The sequence below is a fragment of the Phytopseudomonas daroniae genome, from assembly GCF_004327285.1.
Classification (GTDB): Bacteria; Pseudomonadota; Gammaproteobacteria; order Pseudomonadales; family Pseudomonadaceae; genus Aquipseudomonas; species Aquipseudomonas daroniae.
The window spans coordinates 37,852-60,261 of record NZ_QJUI01000011.1; the positions used below are offsets into that span (position 1 = coordinate 37,852).

Sequence of the window (22,410 nt, forward strand, 5' to 3'; positions counted from 1 at the left end):
TGCATGGCAGAAGCGAACGACCATCTATGGTGGAAGAGCGCGGTGATCTATCAGGTTTATCCGCGCTCGTTCGCCGACAGCAATGGTGACGGTGTCGGCGATATCCGTGGCATCAGTGCGAACCTCGATTACCTGAAGGCACTGGGTGTCGATGCGCTCTGGATATCCCCGGTGTTTCGTTCGCCCATGTGCGATGCCGGTTACGACATCTGTGATTACACCGATGTCGATCCGCTCTTTGGCACCCTTGACGATCTCGACACACTCATCGACGAGGCTCACCAGCGGGGCCTGAAAATACTGCTCGATTTCGTCCCTAACCACACCTCCGATCAGCATCCCTGGTTCGTTGAATCGCGGGCTAGCCGCGACAGTGCAAAGCGTGACTGGTACATCTGGCGTGACCAGCCCAACAACTGGCGAGCAGCCATCGGCGGCGGTAGCGCCTGGACATGGCATGAAGGCAGCCAGCAGTACTATCTGCACTTTTTCTTGCCCCAGCAGCCCGACCTAAACTGGCACAACCCGGAAGTGGTCGCGGCCATGCATGACGTGTTGCACTTCTGGCTCAAGCGCGGAGTGGATGGTTTCCGGATCGATGTGGTGCATTGCGTCGGTAAGGATCCGCATTTCGAAGATGACCCGCGGTGCCTGGCCGGGGAGGCCATGGTGCATATCAACGACCAGCCTTACAGTCATGAGGTGCTCCGAGGCCTGCGGCGGCTGGTGGACGGTTATCCCGGTGATCGCGTGCTGATCGGCGAGGTCAACATTCGCTCCACGCGCCAGGTTGCGGCTTATTACGGGGCCAGCGACGAATTGCATATGTCATTCAACTTTCCGCCGTTGGATGCTAGCTGGGATCCCGTACTCTTCCGTCTCTGCATCCGTGAAGTGGAAAATGAGCTGGGGCCGTTGCTGGCATGGCCTACCTGGGTACTCTCCAACCATGACAACAGTCGCCATCGCAGCCGATACGGAGGCTCGTTGCGTCGGGCTCAGGCCGCCGCTGTGCTGCTGCTCAGCTTGCGCGGCACGCCATTCATCTTTCAGGGAGAGGAGCTTGGCCTGGAAGATATCGAGGTCAACGAGCATTCCCGTGTCGACCCGGGTGGCCGCGACGGCAGCAGATCACCGTTGCCGTGGACAGCGAAAGCCCCTCACGGCTGGAAGGGTGCGCCGACCTGGTTGCCGTTTGCGCCTCGCGCCGGCCTGTTGTCGGTAGAGTCTCAACATCATCAATCGACTTCGACGCTTGCCCTGTATCGACGGCTGCTCGCCTGTCGACGCGTCAGCAATGCGCTGCGGCTAGGCAATTGGCAAGAACTGCCGTCGCACCCACAGGTTTTGGCCTATCGGCGTTGGTACGAAGACGACGAACGCCTGGTGTGCATCAACTTCAGCGAAACGGATCAGGTTTTTTCGCTTGCCGAACCCTGGCGGGTGCAGGTGGCAAGCGATGGTCATGGTGAAGGGCAGCCATTCACTGGTTGGCTGGCACCTGAGCAGGCTGTGGTTCTTTGCAGGAGCGACGCATGAATGCCCATTGGCATCTGAACACGCTGATCTATCAGATTGACCCCTCCCTGTTTCTTGACAGCACTGGCGACGGCTGGGGAGATCTGGGCGGCATCATCGAAAAGCTGGACTACCTGCAAGGTCTGGGTATCGGAACGTTGTGGCTGATGCCGATCTACGAATCGCCATGGCGCGACGCGGGCTACGACGTCACCGACCATCTCGCCCTGAACCCGCGCTTCGGCAGCGAAGCACAATTCAAAGCGCTGGTTCGTGAGATGAAGCAGCGCGGCATGCGGATCATCCTGGAACTTGTCATGCAGCACACGTCCGACCTGCATCCATGGTTCGTGAAGGCGCGGCAGGATCGGAATAGTCCATATCGCGATTATTTTATCTGGTCGGATCTGCCAGTCGATGATGGCAACACACCCATCTTTCCATCTGTCGAAGACAGCATCTGGCAGTGGGATGAGCAGGCAGGGCAGTATTACCGGCACTTGTTTTACCGTTATCAGCCGGATCTGAATTTGACCAACCCGAATGTGATCGAGGAAATCGAGCGGATCATGGCTCGCTGGCTGGCGCTGGGTATTGATGGTTTCCGCCTTGATGCGGCATCGCATATGGTTGAGCAGGCCGGTGGTGGAAAAGAAGAGCAGGGCGTGTGGCTACTGGAACGGCTTCATGCCTTCATGATCCGCCTCAACCCCCAAGCCATTCTGCTGGGCGAAGTGGACGTTGAACCCGAGCGCTTTCCCCATTACCTCGGTAATGGCCAGCGTATGGGATTGGTGCTCGATTTCTGGCTCAACAATCATATCTTCCTGGCCTTGGCCACTCGGCAGGCCGAGCCGCTTCAGCGAGCCATCGAACGCAGGCCGCAGTCGCCAGACAATGCCGGCTATGCAGTGTGGCTGCGCAATCATGACGAATTGGATCTGGAGCGTCTGAGCGAAGCAGAACGTGAGGAAGTCATGCGTATCTTTGCCCCGGAAGAAGACATGCGCCTGTATGGGCGCGGCATTCGCCGCCGGTTGGCACCGATGCTTGACGGGGATGTCCATCGCCAACTGTTGGCTCAGGCGCTGCTGCTTTCGTTGCCCGGCATACCGGTGCTGCGCTATGGCGACGAGATCGGAATGGGAGACGATCTGGATCTGCCCGAGCGCCTTGCGGTACGCACGCCCATGCAATGGTCCGACAAGGCCAATGCAGGTTTTTCCAGCTCTACCGGGAAACTCGCCATGCCGGTTATCGACCAAGGCGCTTTCGCCTACCAGACCCTCAACGTGACGGCACAGCAGCGCATCCCGGGCTCCATGCTTGATCGAGTCTCTGATCTGCTGCGCCTGCGTGCTAACTTGCCGGAAGTCGGCAAGGGGAGAGTGCGGTTATTGGATGTACAGCATCCCGCTGTCTTTGCAATCAGCCATGGCGAAGACCCTGTTTCGCTCATGTTGGCCAATCTCGGCAGCACGATAGCCGAGGTATCCGTCGACCTTGATGGATTCTCGGAAATTATCGCTGACACGTCCTACATGGATGAGCGTGCAACAGGCCTATCGATCAATCCGTATGGCTATCGCTGGTTCAGGCGCGTCCGCACGCCGTCAGAGAATCAACAAGACCAGTAAGGCTGCGGTGATTGCCAAGACAGCGATTACACGACTTGAACTCAATCCCCATGCGCGCTTGCGCGAATTACGGGTGAAACGTCCACGCACTTCATGCAGGCCGTTTACGGGTTCGAACAGGTTTCCTGCCTGAGGCGTTGGTTGAGTATTGTCCACCATCTGGCCCGACCATGCGCGACGCGCCAGGAGTCGATCGAGCAAGCCTGGAAAAAACAGGGTTCCCATGATTGCCTTGATGGTCGTCATTCCAAGCCAAAGCTCTCGCGGCGGAGCATTGACGACGCTGAGAATGGCTCGCGCGGCAACGTAAGGGTCGTGGATCGGCGGTACAGGTTGCACGCGCTTGCCAAGTTTATTGCACGCCCAATCGAACTGAGGTGTGTTCATGGCGGGAAGTTGAACCATGCAAACGTTGATGTTGCTGCGTTGGTGGATGAGCTCGCATCGTAGTGAGTCGGTAAAACCCCGTACCGCAAACTTTGCGCCGCAATAGGCCGATTGCAATGGGATCGCGCGATACGCAAGCGCCGAGCCCACCTGGATAATGACGCCACGGTTGCGCGAACGCATAAACGAAAGCGCCGCCAAGGTGCCATGAACAGTGCCCAGATAGGTCACCTCGGTGACCCGCTTGATTTCACCCGGTGTCAGTTGCTCAACCGGAGCGAAGACCGTCACCATTGCCGAATTGATCCAGACGTCGATCGGCCCGAGTTCCGTTTCGAATCGTTGTGCCGCCAGGGCAAGAGCTTCCGCTTCGGCCACGTCCACACTGATCGCCAAAGCGGCCACGTCGTAAGACTGCAACTCCTCGACTGTCAGCGCTAAACCTTCATCGCTGCGTGCGATCAACCCGATGGAATAGCCAGCGGCAGCGAAAGCATGGGCGGTGGCACGCCCAACACCAGCACTGGCACCGCAAATCACCACCACCGGACAATCAAGGTCTTTCATTCGTATTCCTCTCAGGCACTCGAGGAGTAGAGACATGCAGCTGCATGGGGTTCAATCAGAAGGACAAAGAGAAATTACGCTCAAATAATCACCGCATCAGCGGAAATATCCTCCTCACCATCACCTCCTACGTAGCATTGATCAGAGCCTTAATCTCGGTATCGATGAGTGGAGGACTAGACTACTCTCCGGTGATGTGCATACCTGGCTATAACTCGCTTCTCAGGGTGAATTCGGCGACCGGTTAGAGTCAGGCCGTCGGCGCAGCAGCATTGAGTGCTCTTCCTTGAGCGCTGCTACCAGTTCGCCGATTTCCTTGACGGTGCCTACCACCGGTTGCGTGGGACGGTGGTGGCACTTCTACTTGTGAGGGATGTTGCCTGTAATTACGACGCGTCGATCCAGATGGTTTTGATCTCGGTGTATTGATCATGCGCCCATTGCGACTTGTCACGACCGCCGAAGCCCGACTCTTTATAGCCTCCGAACGGCGTCGAGGCGTCGCCTTCGCCGAAGCAGTTGACGGTCACGATGCCGGCGCGAATCTCCCGGGACAGGCGCAGTGCGTTGCGCAGGTTGCTGGTGTAGGCCGAGGCCGCGAGGCCATAGACGGTATCGTTGGCCAGTTCGATGGCCTCGTCGATGGTATCGAAGGTGGTGACGCTCAGCACAGGGCCGAAGATCTCTTCCTTGAACAACCGGCTGTCAGGGCTCACGCCATCGACGATGGTCGGCTCGATGAACACGCCTTCGCGGGCATTGCCACCCTCGACGACATCGAGTTGCTGCTCGACCGCATACTCCAGGTACGAACGTACCTTCTCGAAATGCGACTTGCTGACCATGGCACCCAGGCGGTTCTCGGGATCCAGCGGGTCGCCCAGCTTCCAGTCACGCACCTGCACTTTCATGCGTTCGAGCAGGGCATCCTTGACATCGGCATGCACGATCAGCCGCGACGAGGCCGAACAGTTCTCACCCATGTTCCAGAATGCACCGGCAACCAGGTGCTGCGCGACACTGTCGATATCTTCGATGTCGTTCATCACTACGGCCGGGTTCTTGCCACCCAGTTCCAACACGACGCGCTTGATGTTCGATTCGGCTGCGTACTTGAGGAACAGGCGACCGGTGTCGGTAGAGCCAGTGAAGCTGACTGCCGAGACGTCCGGATGACGACCAATCGGTTCGCCGACTTCGCGACCGCCACCAGGTACCACGTTGAACACACCTGCGGGTATGCCCGCTTCGTGGGCCAGTTCAGCCACGCGCAGTGCGCTCAAGGTCGTCTCCTTGGCTGGCTTGACCACGATAGAGCAACCAGCGGCCAGCGACGGTGCAATCTTCCAGGCCAGCATCAGCAGCGGGAAATTCCAGGGCAGCACCAGGCCGACCACGCCAATGGCCTCACGTACCACCATGGTCACTGCACCTGAACCAGTCGGGGCGGTGCTGTCGTAGATCTTGTCGATCAGTTCGGCATGCCAACGTATCGTGTGAATGGTCTCCGGCACGTCGACGTTCTGGCATTCCTGAATCGGTTTGCCGCTGTCCAGGCTTTCGATCACCGCCAGCTCGTGGGCGTTGTCTTCGAGCAGTTGCGCGAAACGCAGCAGAACGCCTTTACGCGCGCCCGGCGAGAGCTTGCTCCAGCGGCCGTCGTCGAAGGTTTTCTTGGCGCTGGCCACGGCCAGGTCGACGTCGTGGCTGTCGCCTGCGGCGATGTTGGCCAGCAGCTTGCCGGTTGCCGGGTTGGTGGTGGCGAAGGTGTTGCCCGAGACGGAATCGCGGAACGCGCCGTCGATGAACGCCTGGGTCGGAAAGTTGAGTTTTGCGGCAATCGCCGCGTATTGCTCTTTGCTCAGCAATTCAGCCATGTCATACGCCCTCGGTGATTTTTGCGACGTTACGCTTGAGTACAGTGATGATCTCTTTAAGGGTCTGTTTCTCGTCGCCGCTCAGCGACTGCAGCGGGGCACGCACGCCGCCAGTTTTCAGACCCGCGACTTCGCTGCCGTACTTGATCGACTGCACGAATTTGCCTGTCTCCAGGAAGTCCATCAGGGGCAGCAGCTCGGTCATGATGCGGCGACCTTTGACGAAGTCGTTTTCGACCACACACGCCTGGTACAGATCCACATGCTCCTTCGGAATGAAGTTGGAGCCGGCACAGACCCAGCTGCGTGCCCCCCACGCGAAGAACTCCAGCGCCTGGTCGTCCCAGCCGCAGGAAAGGGCGATTTGCGGGTACTTGCTGGCCAGCAGGTGCAGGCTGGCGGCATCTCCAGTGCTTTCCTTGATGGCGACGATGTTCTTGTTGCCAGCGAGGGCAGAGAACACCTCGTCACCCATGGCCACGCCCATGCGGCCCGGGTAGTTATAGAGCATGATCGGCAGGCCGGCTGCGTTGTCCACCGCGTTCACGTGGGTGACGATCTCCTGCTGGGTTGGCAGGGCGTAAGGCGGGGTGCCGACCAGCAGCGCATCAGCCTTGATTTCCCTGGCGGCTTTGGCGAACGCCACCGAGTCTTCGGTGCGAATGGCGCCGGTTCCTACTATCAGCGGCAGGCGACCGTTGATCACGTCCTTGGCCTTGGCAGCGAGGTCGAAACGCTCCTGGGCCGTATGCGCGTAGTACTCTCCGGTGGAGCCGCCGATGATGATGCCGTGAACCTTGGACTCGATCAGGTACTCGAGCACTTCAGCGAATGCCGACGAGTCGATCTGTCCGTCAGCGGTCAGCGGGGTGATTGCCGGGGTATAGATGCCTTCAAATTTCACGGTGGTTCTCCTGTGGGGTTCAGCTTCTATCTGTCGCGCCTATCTCTGGATTAACTGGCGCGGAGGGTGGTTTAGGTCAGCGAAGCGGCTTGTGATGAACAGCAATGGGCCAACGAAAAAGATCTTCTTGCGGCCCAGGCGATCGGTCAGCCAGCCGCCCAGGAAGCCACCGAAGAAAATGCCGATCAGCGCAGACGCTGCAATCATGCCTTGCCAGAAGCTGCTGAGGCTCAGAGCCGCAGTCATTTGCACCATGCATACGCCAATGATGCTCAGCACGTAGCCGTCAACGAACGATCCGCCGCCGGAGCGTATGGTCAGAAGTTGGTGAAACCGGTTGAGCGGTACATCTTCGATCGAGGTAGTAGATATTGTCATTATTGTCTCCAGGTTCTAAGAGCTGCCGGGTAAATTCAGGCTGAGCGAATCCACAGAACTGAAATGCTTCAGTTCTGAAGTTTCCTTAAGCCACCACCTAAATTACGGTTGGCATTCCTTGTCTTTCGCAGGCCAAGAAATCATTGCCGCGCAAGAAAAAACGTTGCATGTATCAAATGTTCGAGTGCCTATATTTCCCGGCCCGAGCGGTGCTGGCCCCACTTCAAATTGAAATTCACACCGAAAGAAAGAAAGGGCTCCGGCGGATTTCTGTTCGGACCGGGCGAGCCCAGCAGAAACTCGGTCATCTCCGTACGTTCGCCCGCCAGCCAATCGGCAAGCAACTTGCCGGTAGCGGTGCCGCGAGTTACGCCGAGGCCGTTGCAACAAAGTGCGCCGTAGACGTTGGGAGCCAACTCACCGAACTGGCTCGTGTGGTTTCTCGACAACGCAAGAGAGCCGCCCCAGGTGTATTCGAACTCGACGTCGGGCAGCATTGGGAAGCGGTTGGCGAAGGAGGCGCGATGGTTGCGCACGAAACGCTCGTTGAATTTGCTTTTGCTCTGGCCGTCCGGGTTGAAACTGAAACTGTTGCGAATCAGCAGACGGTTGTCCGGTGTGCGGCGTACCGTGGTGCCGTAGGTATCGGCGGGTATCACACCCCAGTAGGGCTTGCCGCCGAGGCGAGCCTGCTCGTCGTCGGTCAATGGCCGAGTGATGCTGGCGTAGGTGAATACCGGTAGCATGCGGCCCCTCAGGAAACCGAAGCTCATGCCGAACGCATTGGTGCTGAGGATCAGCTTGTCGGCGGTGATGCTGCCGTTCTTGTGAGTCAGAACCACCTTTTCGCCATACTCCACATCGGTAATGGGCGTGTGCTCGTAGAGGGTCACATTGCCCGGTAGCGAGTCAGCCAAGCCTTTGACCAGAGCGGACGGCTGGAGGAGCACGGTGCCCGGAGTGAAAAGTGCCTTGCGATAAAAGCGAGTGCCAATATGGCTGGGCAGCTCATCCGCCTCGATCATTTCATACGGCTGGCCCAGCTTGTCCAAACCACGGCGGTAGGCATCCAGCACTGCTACGCCGCGATCCTCCACGGCCGCCTGGTATTTGCCGCAGGCTTTCATCTGGCACTCGATGGAATAACGCTCGACCAGTTCGGTGAGCATCGACTGGCCTGTGAGGTTGAGCTTCATCGAGGTTCTAGCGACAGCGATGTCGCCGATATAGTCTTCAGCCCCGATATCATGGGGGAGATCGATAGCGAATCCGGCGTTGCGCCCGGCTGTCCCGAAACCGACCTCCTGGGCCTCGATCAGAATGATCTCGTCGCCGGGATAATGCAGTGCCAACTGCCGAGCCGCTGCAAGGCCTACATAGCCAGCTCCTATGATGACCCAGCGAGCGGAGCTCTTGCCGCTATGGGCAGGTTCTGGTTGCCTGGGTTTGCTGAGATGGAACCAGCCGCAGGTCGAATCATCGGCAGGCAAGTGGGTCACTCTGGTCATTTCGGGAAACCTAACTTTATTGTTTGAGCTTTGGTTAACTATCCCTTGCGTGAAATGACTCATGATCAGGTGAGACCACCAGCGCTTGGGTTCCTAAAACGTCAATGCCACCTCGACACCGGCTGGTGCGGCGTATTCCGCCATGCGACGACGCGACAGCTCGAAGTGCGCACGCACGACTACCGCAGCGGTATCCGGGTCACGCCGCTCGATAGCGTCGATCATCTGGTCGTGCTGGTCGCAGGCGATCTCCAGATCGCGTTGCATGTCATCGGTAGTGGGGTGTCGGTAGAAGATTTTTCCAAGCCGCGCATGGTCGATCAGCAGACGTCGCAGGCTGGGCATGAGGTAATCGTTGTGTGCCATCCTGCCGATCTCGAGGTGGAACTCGTCGTTATGGATGACACGATTCTCGACATCCTTCTCTTCGATGGCCTGGCGAAACTGTTCCTGAATCCCTCTGAGCACTTCGATTTCCGCGGCCGAGGCATGTAGCGCTGCCAGTTGCGTGGTCGCGATGTAGATCAGTGGTGCAGCCAGGTAAAAGCTGTGCAGGGATTCGTGGTTCATCGAGGCAACGCGCGGCGCACGATTAGCCTCCAGTTCGATGTAGCCCTCCGCTGCGATCTGCCGCAGCAGTTCCCTGACAGGAGGCCGGGAAAGGCCGAACTCATTGCACAGAGCGATCTCGTCGACGACGGCACCAGGTGCCAGTTCCATGCTCAGAATTCGGCGGCGCAGCGCATCACCGAGAACCGTCTTGCGATCCAGGGGAATGTCGATGACGAGGTTGTCGGCTTCGGAATGAGCTTTCATGGACTGTTTTCTGCTGGTCATAATCTGTGTCTACAGTTTGTATAATGACTATAAAATCACGTTAGACAATATGTCTACAGATTTTTGCATGGACAGCAGGCGCCCTGATTTGGGTCTGGAAGACATCGTTCAGCAAGCGGGCGGGTGTACTCGGCGTGAGTACGCCACGGCTGCTGTAGGCCTAGTGCGGTGCCTGTGTCGTGGCGCTATTTCATCACATCCGCACCCCGAACCGCTCTTACTCGCGACCGCTGCGAGTTCGAGTCGATGAGCCTGTTGCGCTCATCGGTTCGGATCTTCACCTGCGCAAGATGAGTCACGATGAAGGTGTATTTCTGAAAGCGACCTGTTCATATCTGTTTGCGACTGGCCGGAGGCCTGCGAAGCACTGACCAAACTGTTGAAGCGAGCAAGAAAATAGCGGTCTCCGCGTATTTTTTATGAATTCTATTGGTATACATAAAGAATACAGTGCGTATTGACCGACGTCGGAGCGCGTGCGAGTCTCGATCCATCAGCCATGTGCGGCGGGTCGGTCAACAGCCGGAGGCCCTTGTGAAAAGCGATAAGAACAGTCTCTACGACGACATGAAACGGCAGATCCTGACGATGCAGCTCGATCCTGGCCAAGTCCTGGAAGAACTCAGCTTGAGCGCTCGCTATGGTTTGTCCCGCACACCGGTTCGCGAAGTACTGCGGCGCCTGGCAGGCGAGGGCTATCTCGACATCCAAGAAAATCGTGGTGCGCGGGTTGCACCGATGAATCACTCGACCTTGCGCAATTTCTTCCTCGCCGCACCGATGATTTATGCGGCGATCGGCCGGCTGGCTGTACAGAATTTCAAGCCTGCGCAACTGAATGATCTGCAGGCTACCCAGGAGCGATTTCGCGGCGCGACGCTCGCGCGCGATCCACTGGCGATGGTGGTGGAAAATAATCGGTTTCACGAAATCATGGGGGAAATGTCCGGCAGCCCTTATCTCGAGCCCAGTCTCGGCCGGTTGCTGATCGACCACGCGAGAATCGGCCATACCTTCTTCAGGCCGCGTAACGAAGAAATGGAAAAGCACCTGTTACTCGCTGTCGAGCACCACGACTCATTCATTGAAGCGTTCGCCAGGCATGACGAAACCGCTGTAGTTGATCTGGTGTTCGAACATTGGGAGCTGTCTCGAGGGAACATGGAAATGTTCATCGCCCCTCAAGGACTGAAGGCTGATACCTGGGCTGATAGAACAGGTACCTATTAAAAGCGAATGCACGCCTCCACCAACGCTGGGCGAATAAAAAGTCAGCATGATCGGACGCAGCGGCATGTGTCGCTGAGCGAGAGGCATCTCCGGACGTTCACGTTGAGAAAAAGAATGCGTCGTGAGTGTTTACGGCTTTCACGACGTTAATAAGAAGCGAAGACCACTATATCGCTGATCTCATCAGCACTACTACAGGGCATACACCATGAAGATTTTGTGGAAGGCACTCTGCGCGCTGGCGATCGTCAGCATGACGATTGTACAAAGCCATGCTGACGAAAAAATTATCAAAATGGGGACGCTGTCTTGGGAGGATCTCACGCCCATTACCGGCATTACCAAAAAGGCGTTGGAGAACGCAGGTTATACAGTGAAAGTTACTTCGTTTTCGGAATGGGGCATTGCCTATGCAGCATTGAGCAAGGGTGATATCCAGATACTTACATCGCAGATCGATTACGCCGCGCACGATTACTGGAACCGCAGCAAGAACCGTCTGGAAAAAATTTCTCCGGTTTCTCATGGTCTGTACCAAGGTATCGCGGTACCCAGCTACGTCGCCATCGACTCGATCGAACAGCTCAATGACAACGCCGAGAAGTTTGGCAACAAGATCGTCGGCATCGAACCAGGCTCGGGCCTGATGAGTGACGCGGCGAACGCGGTATCGGCATACGGCATCAAGCTCAACCTGCTGGAAGGCAGTACTGCCGCCATGACCGCAGCCCTCAAGTCGGCTGTCGATCGTAAGGACTGGGTCGCCGTTGCCATCTGGGAACCATCCTGGATGACGCAGAAGTTCGATGTGAAGTTCCTCAAGGATCCCAAAGGTGTTTTCCCGCCACCACAGGGTTACTACTGGATCGCTCAGAAAGGTTTCTCGGAGAAGAACCCACAGGCGCGTGAAGTCATTGCCGGTGTTTATGTGCCGCTGGCAGATATCACTGCAATCAACGGCGAAGTGAAAGATGGAAAAACCATGGAGCAGGCTGTCAGTGACTGGACTGAGAAGAACGACGAGCTTTTGACACGCTGGAATAATATTAAAAAATATTGAAGTGCGCTTTTTTAACTGCCGCTGCCGAACTTGATGTCAACAATTAAACCAGAATCTTCTGGTTCGACGGGTGCGAAATGAATTCCTTAAGTAATGGCACTGACGAAGTGCTGGTAAGTTGCCAGTCTGTCTGGAAAGTGTTTGGGCAGAACTCCTCAGCTGCAATGAAGGCTTATGTCGAGCGAGGGCTCTCCAAAAAACAGATCCTGCAGGATTACGGCTGCGTCGTCGGCGTGTCGGATGTCAGTCTTGAGGTTCGCCGCGGCGAAATCTTCTGCATCATGGGCCTCTCGGGCAGCGGCAAGTCCACCTTGATCCGCTTGCTGAACAAGTTGATTGCACCAAGCGCTGGCCAGGTGCTGGTCAAGGGCAAGGATCTGGCCACGCTCAATGCGGTGGAGTTGCGCAAGGTACGAGCGCAACACATTGGCATGGTATTTCAGAGCGTGGCGCTATTGCCGCACCGTACCGTTCTGGAAAACGCCGCCTTCGGGCTCGAGGTGCAAGGCGTTTCCAAGGCCGAACGACACAAGGTGGCTGAGCAGGCACTGGCCAAGGTCGGCTTGTCCGACTGGGCCGCTCGCTATCCATCCGAACTATCAGGCGGTATGCAGCAGCGGGTTGGATTGGCACGTGCCATCACTTCCGATCCGGAAATCATCCTGATGGACGAGCCGTTCAGCGCGCTCGATCCACTCATTCGTCGGCAGTTGCAGGACGAATTCCGCCAACTCACCAAATCCCTCGGCAAATCCGCGGTATTCATTACCCATGATCTGGAGGAGGCGATTCGTATCGGTGATCGTATCGCGATCATGAAAGACGGCATGATCATTCAGGAAGGTACGGCCGAAGACATCGTGCTGAATCCGGCTGATGACTATGTCGCCGATTTCGTTGCCGGCATCTCGCGCTTGCATCTGGTCAAGGCGCATTCGGTCATGACGCCTTATGCGAACTACCGGCAAGCCCATCCCGAGGTTGACGTCAGCACGCTGTGCCACACGACTCCAGCCGCGGATCTGAACGAGCTGATCAATCTGCTCATTCAGTCCGATGGCGAGGCGCTGGCGGTGCTGGAGGAGGGCACACCGTTGGGTGTCATCACGGCACGCGATCTGTTGCGCGGTGTGCAGGGGGCGCCAAACGAGTCTGTGGAGGTGCCGGTACGGGAATCTCTGGAGCACTCGCTATGAGCCCGGATGATTTCGCAGCGCAGTTCGACGAAACGGTCGACGCTGGCCTGGAGTGGCTCACGGATAACGGGGCCAATGTATTCGACTTTCTCAACCAGGTGCTCACAGGCTTTTATGAGACCGTACTATGGGTTTTGCAGGTTGCGCCCTTCTATGTGGTAGCGCTGGTGGTTGGCGCGCTAGCCTGGCGGCTGTCGTCGAACCTGAAGTTCGGTATCGCCTCGGCTCTGGCCTTGGCGTTCTGTTCGATCATGGGGTTGTGGCCCGAGACCATGAGTACGCTGGCGCTGGTACTGGCGGCGACCAGCCTGGCGCTGTTGGTCGGCATCCCGATGGGCGTGGCAGCCGGGCTGCTGCCGTCGCTGGACAAAGTAACCGAGCCAGTGCTCGACCTCGTGCAAACCCTGCCTCCTTATATATACCTGCTGCCCGCCATCGCGCTGCTGGGCTATGGCTCGGCGACTGCCCTGGTCGCCACCTTCATCGTTGCAGTGCCGCCGGTACTCAGGTTGACCTCACTGGGCATCCGCATGACGCCCAATCAATTCATCGAGCTGGGCGAGGCGAGCGGCACCAGTGGCTGGCAGCTGTTCTTCAAGATCCGTCTGCCTTTTGCACTGCCCAGCATCATGGCTGGGGTGAACCAGAGCCTGATGATGGCCTTCGGAATGGTGGTGATCGCTGGCATTGTCGGCTCGGGCGGATTGGGTGAGGCCATTTATGGGGCCATCCGTACACTGGATATCGCGCAGTCGATCAATGCCTCCATTGCCATTGTCATCCTGACTCTGATCCTTGATCGCATGGCTCAGAGCGCCACGCGCTCTGGAAAAAAGGAGGTGAGCAATGACGCTTACTGAACTGAAATTCTCGCCGGGTCAGCATCTCGCGCCTGCCATCGATTGGCTGAATGCAAACTTTCATCCTCTGTTCGCGACGATCAGCAGGGTTATCGAGACGGTACTCGGCGGTGTCGAGTCGGCACTGCTGGCCATGCCCGCGTATGCACTGATCGCTGTAGTGGCGGTGTTGGCATACCTGTTCACCAACTTGCGTGTCGCGGTGCTGTCAGCCTTCATGCTGGGCTTCTGTCTGATTTCCGGGCTTTGGACGGCATCGATGCAGACGATTGCCTTGGTCTCGGTGTCGGTTCTCATCTCGGTGGCGATCGCCTTCCCGCTGGGTGTGCTGGCTTCGCGGGTGAAGCGCTTCGAGGCAGCCGTTCGCCCGGTGTTGAACGTCATGCAGACGGTGCCGCCCTGGGTCTACCTGATTCCAGCCGTGATGATCTTCAGCCTCGGCAAGGTTCCGGCCATCATCGCCACCGTCATCTACGGTATCCCGCCGATGATGCGGCTCACTACCCTGGCTTTCAACCAGATCCCCAAGGATCTCCTCGAACTCGGTCAGGCAACGGGGGCCTCTCCGCGCGCCATCCTGCTCAAGATCGAAATCCCGGCTGCAACGCCGACGCTGATGGTGGGCCTCAACCAGTGCATCCTGCTGTCCCTGGCCATGGTGGTGCTGGCCGGCCTGGTCGGCGCCGGTGGTCTTGGCGCGGAAGTGACTCGCGGGCTGACGCGCATGGAAATGGGCCTGGGGCTGCGGGCCGGGTTGGCTATCGTCGCGGTCGCGCTGCTGCTGGATCGCCTGTCACGTGGTGCCCTGCAACGGCACTCCGCCCGTAAAGCAATCTAGAGGGAAGCGACGCATGCGCAGCACATTCTTCTGCATAGACTCCCATGCCTGTGGCAACCCTGTACGGGTGGTCGCAGGAGGCGCGCCGCTGATGCCCCATGTGAGCATGGCGGATCGACGCGAGCTGTTTATCCGCGACCATGACTGGATTCGCAAGGCGTTGATGTTCGAGCCCCGGGGCCATGAAGTGATGTCCGGCGCGATGATCTACCCCTCGATACGCAGCGATTGCGATTTTGCCGTGCTGTTCATCGAAGTGAGTGGTTGCCTGCCGATGTGCGGGGCCGGCACCATAGGCTTGAGTACCGTGGTGATCGAGCACGACCTGGTCAGGCCGAAGGTACCGGGCAAGTTGTCCATCGAGACGCCGGCCGGCAAGGTGGAGGTGGAGTACCGCATGGACGGCGACAAGGTCGAATCGGTAAGCCTGTTCAACGTACCGAGCTACCTGCACACGGCGGATGTCCGTGTCGAGGTTCCGGGGCTGGGTTCGCTCGTTGTGGACATCGCCTACGGCGGCAATTACTACGCGGTGGTCGAGCCTCAGGAAAACTGGCCTGGGCTGGATGGAATGTCCTCAGCGGACATCGTTGCCCACAGCCGCAGCCTACGCAGTGCGCTTGCCGGGATCTGCGAGCCAGTGCACCCGGACGACCCGCGGATCAACGGCGTACACCATGCCATCTGGTGTGATATCGGAAGCAGCGAAGCGTCCGATGGACGAAACATCGTTTTCTATGGTGACAAGGCAATCGACCGTTCCCCAGGCGGCACCGGTACGTCTGCACGCCTGGCACAGCTGTATGGCAAAGGGCGCCTTGCAGTCGGTGACACGTATCGCAGCGAGAGCCTGATCGGCACGATCTACCAAGGGCGTATCGAAGCCGCCGCTCAGGTTGGTACTTATCCGGGCATCCTGCCCAGCGTCACCGGGTGGGCACAGGTGATCGGACTCAATACCATTTTCGTGGATGAGCGCGATCCGCTGGCTCACGGTTTCCTCGTTGACTGAAAGCGCGCTGGTGAAGAACATCGACACGCCAACAACAAATGATCGATAGGGGCAGAGATTGTCGGACAGACGAAGTTTCAGTGAGGCGATGCAAGGACAGAACCTCCGTTTTGTGGGCGACAAGAGCCGCGTGCTGAAAGAGGCTCGCGTTGGCTTCCTGCTTCTCGATAATTTCTCCCTGCCTGCGTTCACTCAGGCACTGGATATTCTCGTAACGGCCAACCTCATCAGTACGGGTGTCTTCGCCACGCAGACGTTCAGTCTGAGTGGCCAGGCGGTGGTCAGCGATCTTGGCATCATCATCTGCCCGAACGCCGAGCTGAGCGCGAAACATCTCGCGGGCCTGGATCTACTGGTGATCTGTGGCGGGCTGCGCACCACCTTGCGGCCGATCCCTGCGCTCAAACAGCTCCTGCATGCGGCCGATGAGAAGAATGTGGCCCTGGCCGGGCTGTGGAGTGGTGCCTGGTTCTTGGGGCAGGCGGGGTTACTCGACGGCTATAAATGCGCGATCCATCCCGAGCACCGTGCGGCACTGGCGGAAATCGCCAAGCACAGCCAGGTTACCTCTGAAAGCTTCATGGTTGACCGTAATCGGCTGACAGCCGCCAGCCCGACCGGCGCCTTCAATATGGTGCTGGAATGGATCAACAAGCTCCATGGCCGCGACCTGGTCGAGGGCATCGTTGGCATTCTGGCTTTTGAAGAGTCTCGCTACCGGCGAGTGCGCCCGACGGTGCACGCAAAAATGAGCGAGCCGCTACGCAATGTGATCAACCTGATGAGTGCAAATATCGAGGAGCCACTGAGCCTGGAGCAATTAGCGAGCTACGCAGGGCGCTCTCGGCGCCAGATCGAGCGACTGTTCCAGCAGCAACTCGGCACCACGCCGGTACGCTACTACCTGGAGCTTCGAATCACCGAAGGGCGACGGCTGCTCCAGCATTCCGACTTGCCGATTCTGGATGTGAGCGTCGCCTGTGGCTTCGTATCCCCCAGCCATTTCAGCAAATGCTACACGGCATACTTCGGCAACTCACCCTCCAAGGAAATACGCCACGGCAATGTGAGGTCGAGCAAATAAGTGAATAGGCATTGTGTAAGCGTCCGGCCAAGTCACCTAGCGAACTTCCTCATGATGGGCGATGATGTCCGCGCATTTTTAGTAGACGAGATCGCAAGTATCGACAGGATTTTCATGCGCCACCGAAGCTCTTTTCCGTACCACTCAAAGCCCACACTGCCCAGGAAAAGCTGCAATATGTAGCGGCGGCTATCCCATCACCGCTCAGCGCCACGGCCAGCACGTATGATCCGAGGCTAAGCCGATGTGCTAAGTAGCATTTTTACTTCGCGGATATCTTTCGCGGGGGACACGCCAAACATTCGACCGTATTCTCGCGTGAATTGGGGGATGCTTTCGTACCCCACTCCATAGGCGGCGTTGGCGATAGGTGTACCCTCCAAAAGCCTTCGCCTGGCCTCGATCAGTCTGAGTTGTTTTTGATATTGAAGCGGAGTCAGCGAAGTGACCGTCCTGAAATGGGTGTGGAACCCTGAAACACTCATACCGGCTGTCTCTGCCAACTGCTCCACTCGCAGCGGTTGGGCGAATTCATCTCGAATCCGGGCGATCGCCCGGCCGACTCTTTGGGCGTGGCTGCTTGCAATTCCAAGCGCTCGGATTGCTCCACCATGGCGCCCTGACAGGAGCCAGTAATGGAGTTCCCTGAGCAGTTGGCTTTTTAATACTGCTACTGAACTAGGTCGCTCAAGCAGGCGAAGCAAGCGCAGGGCTGCGTCTGTCACCTCTGTTTCTGTGGACTCTACCCTTAATGGCTCGCCCACAGTAAAGGGGGCCGTACCCATCTCGACGACCAAAGATTCTATAAGTACGTGATCAAGCTCTATGACGAATGCCAAGTAAGGTTCGTTCTGAGAGGCGACAATGATCTGACTTACCGTTGGTACATCAGCGGTGATGATCAGTGATTCGCCGGCCCCGAACTCAAAGATTTTGTCGCCCATCGAGACACGCTTTTTCCCTTGAAGCACCAGCGCAACCAACGGCCTTGAGATCGCGTAGAGGAGTGCCGTAGGCGTTGTCTCCCGAAGAATCACCAGCCCAGGGAAAGGGGTCGCAGCAATACCGCCTTGATGATTAGCCTCAGCGTAGCGGCTCACAGCCTTGAGCAGATCGTTCATAGGTCATCACCCCCTCAGTCCGTATCGGCCTATTGCAATGTCGAACGCTTGCCGATGCAAGCTGATTGGATGAATCCGCAAACAATCTAGAGGAATAAGCAAATTCAGCACAACCATTGCAGGGGGATCGACGCCAGTTTGCTTGTCACCCTACCAGTTTGGACGAATAAGCAATTCAAGTGTCCGATCGCGCAACCTGCAACGCCAGCGAGATGTCATCGTTGACGCTCATTCAGCATGTGCTTGGCAGGAGTATAACGATGACCACTATTTCAATTGTAACCGGTGCAAACCGTGGCCTTGGCCGCAATACTGCACTGAGCATTGCTCGCCAAGGTGGCGATGTGATCCTTACCTACCGTACTGGCAAGGAAGCTGCGGATGTCGTGGTAGCCGATATTCGGGCACAAGGCCGCAAGGCCGTCGCGCTGCAACTGGACACGAGCAAGGTGTCGTCCTTCCCGGCTTTCGTGACCGCCGTGCGCGCAGCACTGAACGACACTTGGAGCGCGAATACGATTGACCACCTTATCAACAACGCCGGGCATGGTGAAATGGCGGATTTTGCTGCCACCACGGAAACTCAGTTCGACGCACTTTTTGACGTGCACGTCAAAGGGGTGTTTTTCCTGACTCAGTCTCTGCTGCCGATATTGGCCGATGGCGGGCGTATCGTAAATTTCTCGTCGGGCTTGACCCGTGTGTCCTTCCCAGGCTTCTCGGCCTACTCAGCAGCCAAAGGTGCAGTCGAGATACTCACCGTTTACATGGCCAAGGAACTGGGCAGTCGTGGCATTACCGTCAACACCGTAGCCCCGGGCGCGATCGAAACCGACTTTTTGGGCGGAGCAGTGCGCGACGTTCCCGAATACAACAAAGCGTTCTCCGATATGACCGCTCTTGGCCGCGTAGGTGTACCCGACGACATCGGCCCAATGATCGCCAGCCTCTTGAGCCCTGGCAATCGCTGGGTCACAGGTCAGCGTATTGAAGTCTCAGGTGGCCAAACGATTTGATTGATCGACGATGGATTCTGCTTAGGCGCAATCCATCGTTCCCCCGTCACCTGAATCAGGAATTCACCATGCCTAAATTGATCATTCATTCCCCTTTAAAAATACGCGGACACCATCGCCCTTAATGCTGGAGTTTGGTAGGTGACTTGGCCGGACGGTTACGGCATTGTTTACTTCGATGACAGTCCAGCGAACAGCGCGAGGAGGGCGGGTAATGAAGAATCGGTGTTTATTGCCAAGGGGGGAGAGATTGATTGTTGAACGCCCTCAGGAGCGAAAACCTCAACTTATCTACGCTGGCGGTACTCACGTGGTGTAGCGCCGGTGTGACGTCTGAAGACCCGCGCAAAATGACTTGGGCTGTTGTATCCAACATCAAGAGCGACATTTACGATGCTTAAGTCGGATTCCAGAAGGAGCTGACGCGCCATTTCCATCCGCATATGAATGAAATACTGGGAGGGAGATCGCCCTGTTGCCTTCCGGAACATACGACTGAAGTGGGAAATACTCATGCTTGCGTCTGACGCCAGTCTTTCGAGGCTGAACTCGCTATCAAGCCCTGTACGCATGGCCTCAATCGCCCTATGCAATTTGTAAGCAGGCAACGCGTATACCTGTTTAGAAAGCCCACTACTACCGTCCCTGTAGCATCGGACTAGATGCACGGCGAGTGCTTGGCCGATACCTTGTAGATACAACGCACTGGCTTGCCGGCTTGAAGTCATTTCACGATAGAGGGATCTCATCAATCCGGAAATTTCGTGGTCTCGTTCTCCAGACACCTCTCGCAGCCGTACATGTTGGTCAACGAAAATATCCCGAGCAGCAAGATCCAGTAGACGCTGGCTGAGATACACGTGCACCACCTCGAAGCCAGCATCACTCTCTGTTTGCCAGCGCATCTCATAGGGGACTGGCGACATCGTCAGAAAAAAATCGTCAGCGGCAACAGCATTTGCTGTCCACTTCTGATCTCCTACACGCTCTTCCACGAGCGCAGCGCCTGAAACAACCAAAACGAGCAACGGTTCTGCTACGGCAGGGATGGTCAGGTTCCGACTCGTGGTGCGGTGTCTGAATATTTGTACTTGTACCTCCGAGTCCAGGTGATGGCCAACCAACCGATGCGCGGCAGCGGGCAGGTGGTCAGGCATTTTGTGTGCAGGAATTCGCTCATGGTGGTTTGAACTACGTATCTGCTGTTCGAGCTTTTCCATGGCGTTTTCGCTGGGGATCATTGGGGGAGGCGATTTGGACAGACTACAAATTTTGCGCAACTAAAAGCAAAACCCCAATAGTCTGGCAAAACCGCGTCAGATGCGAACATACCAATGGAGGAAGGTGTAGTTGTCTACAGCGGCAGTCCATGCGGCTGGACACATCATCTGGAGATAAGGATGGCATCTGATACACGTGGTGAGTTTGAAGGTCGAGTCGTTCTAGTGACCGGTGCAGCCAGCGGGATTGGCCGGGCTGTCGCGCTAATGCTGCATGAGCGAGGAGCTAGAGTCATCGCTGAAGACAAAAGCCCGACGGTCGAGCAGCTTGCGAGACCCGGCTTGATTCCACTGATTGCGGACATCACTCAGAATGGCGCTGCCGAAACGGCAGTGGCTACGGCGATTGCCCATTTTGGCCGCTTGGACATTTTGGTCAATAATGCCGGGTTCATCATTAACAAATTAGTTGTGGATATGACTCGCGATGACTGGGAGCGCATCCAGGCTGTCAATGTGACCGCAGCATTCCTGCACTCTCGAGAGGCCATAAAGGCGATGATCCCGAACCGAAGCGGGGCTATCGTCAACATAGTTTCCTACGCCGCTTATCAGGCATTTCCCACGATTGCGGCTTATACCGCCTCCAAAGGAGCGCTGGCCCAACTTACGCGGACACTCGCCCTGGAGGTCATCGACCATGGTATACGCGTCAATGCAGTCGGCTCCGGCGATGTAGTCACAAACATTCTGAACGATGTCGTTGATGACGGCCCGTCATTCCTAGCCCGGCATGGCGAGAAAACGCCTATCAAACGCGCCGCTCAGCCAGAGGAAATAGCCGAAGTAGTCGCGTTTCTGGCCTCTGAGCGGGCTTCCTATATTTTGGGTGCCATAGTCATGGCAGATGGGGGGATGAGCGTGCCAGCTGGCTCTTAACGGGAGTGGCTACGGAAGGCCATATTCCATATTTAAGATACCGGGTGTCTAAGCTTGATTTCATAGCTACAGCAGCCAGCAGCCGCGGCGTTTGCTGTAGTGATTTTTCTAGGGGGTGTGTTGCTTCGGCCTTACTCTTAGGTTCGCATAATGTATATTATGTTAAATTCAATATTATGTCAGAGCCCCTGAATACTATGAACTGGTCAGCCTTCGTTATTGCTGGTCTCCTCGAAAAACTCTTAAACTGGTGCCTTCTATCTAACAAGGGAGCAATCCCGCAGAGCGTTGTGGCGTTGTGGCGTGCCGCCGACCCGCGCGCTCCCAGCCTACCTGCTTCAGCTCATACAAGGATCGATAGCAGCCCACGGGCAGCTCCCCGTTTGACGCCCTGCACGGCTTTCGGCTTATGGAGGTATCCGTTGGATCCTGTTACCCGCCGCACCCGGGAGGTCATGACCCGTTACCACAAGGCCTGGATCGAACGAGACGTCGAAAGCATCCTGCAGCTCTATCACCCCGAGCTCGAATACTACGACTTCTTCAACAACCTGCGGCTCTCCTATGCCGACATGCAGGATTACGTCCGCACCGGCATGCCCAGGAATGCCGAGCAGCACATCGAGCATATCGACCGCATCCGGGTGGACGGCGACACGGCCTTCATCCAGTACTGCTCGCGCCTTTCGCTCAGGCGCAGCAGCCGCCTGGCCTCCTTCCGCGCCAGCGAGGCCATCACCGTCAAGGATGACCTGATCTGGCGTGTCCACGAATACGCCACCATGGTTCGCGACGAGCCGCTGGAGAGCCAGAGCAAGGTGCAACGCCTGGGCCTGTCGAGGCAGCAGCTGAGTGTCATGCTGCTGGATCTGGAGCAGTTCTTCGCCACGCGCAAGACCTTCCTGGAAGCCGACTTCGACCTGACCCGGCTGGCCACGACCATCGGCTACACGCGCAACCAGATGTCCTACCTGCTCAATCAGGTGCTGGGCCAGAGCTTCTACCAGTACCTCAGCCAGGCGCGGATCGACTGGCTGCTCGAGCGCCTGCGGGAAAATCCGCGACTGCGTCCGGACGACCTCGCCTTCATGGCGGGTTTCAATTCGCTGTCGGTGTTCTACCGCTGTTTCCGCGAACGCACGGGCATGTCGCCCAAGGCCTACATGAAGCAGCTGGCCAGCAAAAATTCCTGACGGGCACGGAAGAAAGACGCCGGGCCGC

The 22,410-nt window shown here is 57.3% G+C and carries 19 protein-coding genes and 1 pseudogene; 12 read left to right on the forward strand and 8 right to left on the reverse strand.

Features of this window, described 5'->3' with window-relative positions; all coding sequences use genetic code 11:
* The first annotated feature begins 3 nt into the window (after positions 1–3).
* Together DNK06_RS13715 and DNK06_RS13720 are read left to right on the forward strand one after the other, a co-directional pair.
* Positions 4–1,539 carry an alpha-amylase family glycosyl hydrolase gene (locus tag DNK06_RS13715; protein ID WP_131180704.1) on the forward strand — a complete coding sequence of 512 codons (1,536 nt, stop codon included), beginning with the start codon at positions 4–6 and terminating at the stop codon, positions 1,537–1,539.
* Positions 1,536–3,155 carry an alpha-amylase family protein gene (locus DNK06_RS13720; RefSeq protein WP_131180558.1) on the forward strand — a complete coding sequence of 540 codons (1,620 nt, stop codon included), beginning with the start codon at positions 1,536–1,538 and terminating at the stop codon, positions 3,153–3,155. Before DNK06_RS13715 ends, DNK06_RS13720 begins: the two co-directional genes overlap by 4 nt.
* Here the strand turns inward: DNK06_RS13720 and DNK06_RS13725 are convergent.
* From DNK06_RS13725 to DNK06_RS13750, 6 genes and pseudogenes are all read right to left on the reverse strand, one after another.
* Positions 3,132–4,109, reverse strand: coding sequence for an SDR family oxidoreductase (locus DNK06_RS13725; protein ID WP_131180559.1), 978 nt, complete (start codon positions 4,107–4,109; stop codon positions 3,132–3,134). The genes DNK06_RS13720 and DNK06_RS13725 overlap by 24 nt on opposite strands.
* Positions 4,110–4,495: 386 nt before the next feature.
* Positions 4,496–5,986 carry an aldehyde dehydrogenase gene (locus DNK06_RS13730; RefSeq protein WP_131180560.1) on the reverse strand — a complete coding sequence of 497 codons (1,491 nt, stop codon included), beginning with the start codon at positions 5,984–5,986 and terminating at the stop codon, positions 4,496–4,498.
* 1 nt (position 5,987) lies between these two features.
* Positions 5,988–6,890, reverse strand: a complete 903-nt coding sequence (locus tag DNK06_RS13735) for a dihydrodipicolinate synthase family protein (RefSeq protein WP_131180561.1) — start codon at positions 6,888–6,890, stop codon at positions 5,988–5,990.
* Positions 6,891–6,968: 78 nt separating this feature from the next.
* A pseudogene (locus tag DNK06_RS13740) lies at positions 6,969–7,268 on the reverse strand (MFS transporter); the annotation flags it as partial.
* Positions 7,269–7,456: 188 nt separating this feature from the next.
* Positions 7,457–8,776: an NAD(P)/FAD-dependent oxidoreductase gene (locus tag DNK06_RS13745; protein WP_131180562.1), complete on the reverse strand. Its 1,320-nt coding sequence runs from the start codon at positions 8,774–8,776 to the stop codon at positions 7,457–7,459.
* Positions 8,777–8,869: 93 nt separating this feature from the next.
* Positions 8,870–9,592, reverse strand: a complete 723-nt coding sequence (locus DNK06_RS13750; protein WP_131180563.1) for a GntR family transcriptional regulator — start codon at positions 9,590–9,592, stop codon at positions 8,870–8,872.
* A gap of 555 nt (positions 9,593–10,147) precedes the next feature.
* Between DNK06_RS13750 and DNK06_RS13755 the strand changes: the two genes are divergently transcribed.
* From DNK06_RS13755 to DNK06_RS13785, 7 genes are all read left to right on the forward strand, one after another.
* Positions 10,148–10,843, forward strand: coding sequence for a GntR family transcriptional regulator (locus DNK06_RS13755; RefSeq protein ID WP_131180564.1), 696 nt, complete (start codon positions 10,148–10,150; stop codon positions 10,841–10,843).
* Positions 10,844–11,051: 208 nt separating this feature from the next.
* Positions 11,052–11,903 carry a glycine betaine ABC transporter substrate-binding protein gene (locus DNK06_RS13760; RefSeq protein ID WP_131180565.1) on the forward strand — a complete coding sequence of 284 codons (852 nt, stop codon included), beginning with the start codon at positions 11,052–11,054 and terminating at the stop codon, positions 11,901–11,903.
* Positions 11,904–11,980: 77 nt separating this feature from the next.
* A complete protein-coding gene (locus DNK06_RS13765) occupies positions 11,981–13,099 on the forward strand; it encodes a quaternary amine ABC transporter ATP-binding protein (protein WP_131180566.1) in 1,119 nt (372 codons plus the stop codon).
* Positions 13,096–13,959 carry an ABC transporter permease gene (locus DNK06_RS13770; RefSeq protein WP_131180567.1) on the forward strand — a complete coding sequence of 288 codons (864 nt, stop codon included), beginning with the start codon at positions 13,096–13,098 and terminating at the stop codon, positions 13,957–13,959. The genes DNK06_RS13765 and DNK06_RS13770 overlap by 4 nt, the downstream gene beginning before the upstream one ends.
* Positions 13,946–14,797 (forward strand): ABC transporter permease, encoded by an 852-nt coding sequence (locus DNK06_RS13775; protein WP_131180568.1) that lies wholly within the window; start codon positions 13,946–13,948, stop codon positions 14,795–14,797. Before DNK06_RS13770 ends, DNK06_RS13775 begins: the two co-directional genes overlap by 14 nt.
* 13 nt (positions 14,798–14,810) lie before the next feature.
* Positions 14,811–15,809 carry a 4-hydroxyproline epimerase gene (locus DNK06_RS13780; RefSeq protein WP_131180569.1) on the forward strand — a complete coding sequence of 333 codons (999 nt, stop codon included), beginning with the start codon at positions 14,811–14,813 and terminating at the stop codon, positions 15,807–15,809.
* A gap of 88 nt (positions 15,810–15,897) precedes the next feature.
* Positions 15,898–16,893 (forward strand): GlxA family transcriptional regulator, encoded by a 996-nt coding sequence (locus DNK06_RS13785; protein WP_165493637.1) that lies wholly within the window; start codon positions 15,898–15,900, stop codon positions 16,891–16,893.
* Positions 16,894–17,129: 236 nt separating this feature from the next.
* Here the strand turns inward: DNK06_RS13785 and DNK06_RS13790 are convergent, their stop codons facing one another.
* Positions 17,130–18,014: an AraC family transcriptional regulator gene (locus DNK06_RS13790; protein ID WP_131180571.1), complete on the reverse strand. Its 885-nt coding sequence runs from the start codon at positions 18,012–18,014 to the stop codon at positions 17,130–17,132.
* Positions 18,015–18,274: 260 nt separating this feature from the next.
* Between DNK06_RS13790 and DNK06_RS13795 the strand changes: the two genes are divergently transcribed.
* Positions 18,275–19,030 (forward strand): SDR family NAD(P)-dependent oxidoreductase, encoded by a 756-nt coding sequence (locus DNK06_RS13795; RefSeq protein WP_131180572.1) that lies wholly within the window; start codon positions 18,275–18,277, stop codon positions 19,028–19,030.
* Positions 19,031–19,317: 287 nt separating this feature from the next.
* On the opposite strand, the gene DNK06_RS13800 is transcribed toward DNK06_RS13795, so the two are convergent.
* Complete coding sequence (locus DNK06_RS13800) at positions 19,318–20,250, reverse strand: helix-turn-helix domain-containing protein (RefSeq protein WP_242674673.1); 933 nt, start codon at positions 20,248–20,250, stop codon at positions 19,318–19,320.
* A gap of 180 nt (positions 20,251–20,430) precedes the next feature.
* Here DNK06_RS13800 and DNK06_RS13805 point away from each other — a divergent pair, with 180 nt between their 5' ends.
* A complete protein-coding gene (locus DNK06_RS13805; protein WP_131180573.1) occupies positions 20,431–21,189 on the forward strand; it encodes an SDR family NAD(P)-dependent oxidoreductase in 759 nt (252 codons plus the stop codon).
* Between the two features lie 422 nt (positions 21,190–21,611).
* On the forward strand, positions 21,612–22,382 hold the full coding sequence (locus tag DNK06_RS13810; protein ID WP_317621891.1) for an AraC family transcriptional regulator: 771 nt from the start codon (positions 21,612–21,614) through the stop codon (positions 22,380–22,382).
* Positions 22,383–22,410: the final 28 nt, after the last annotated feature.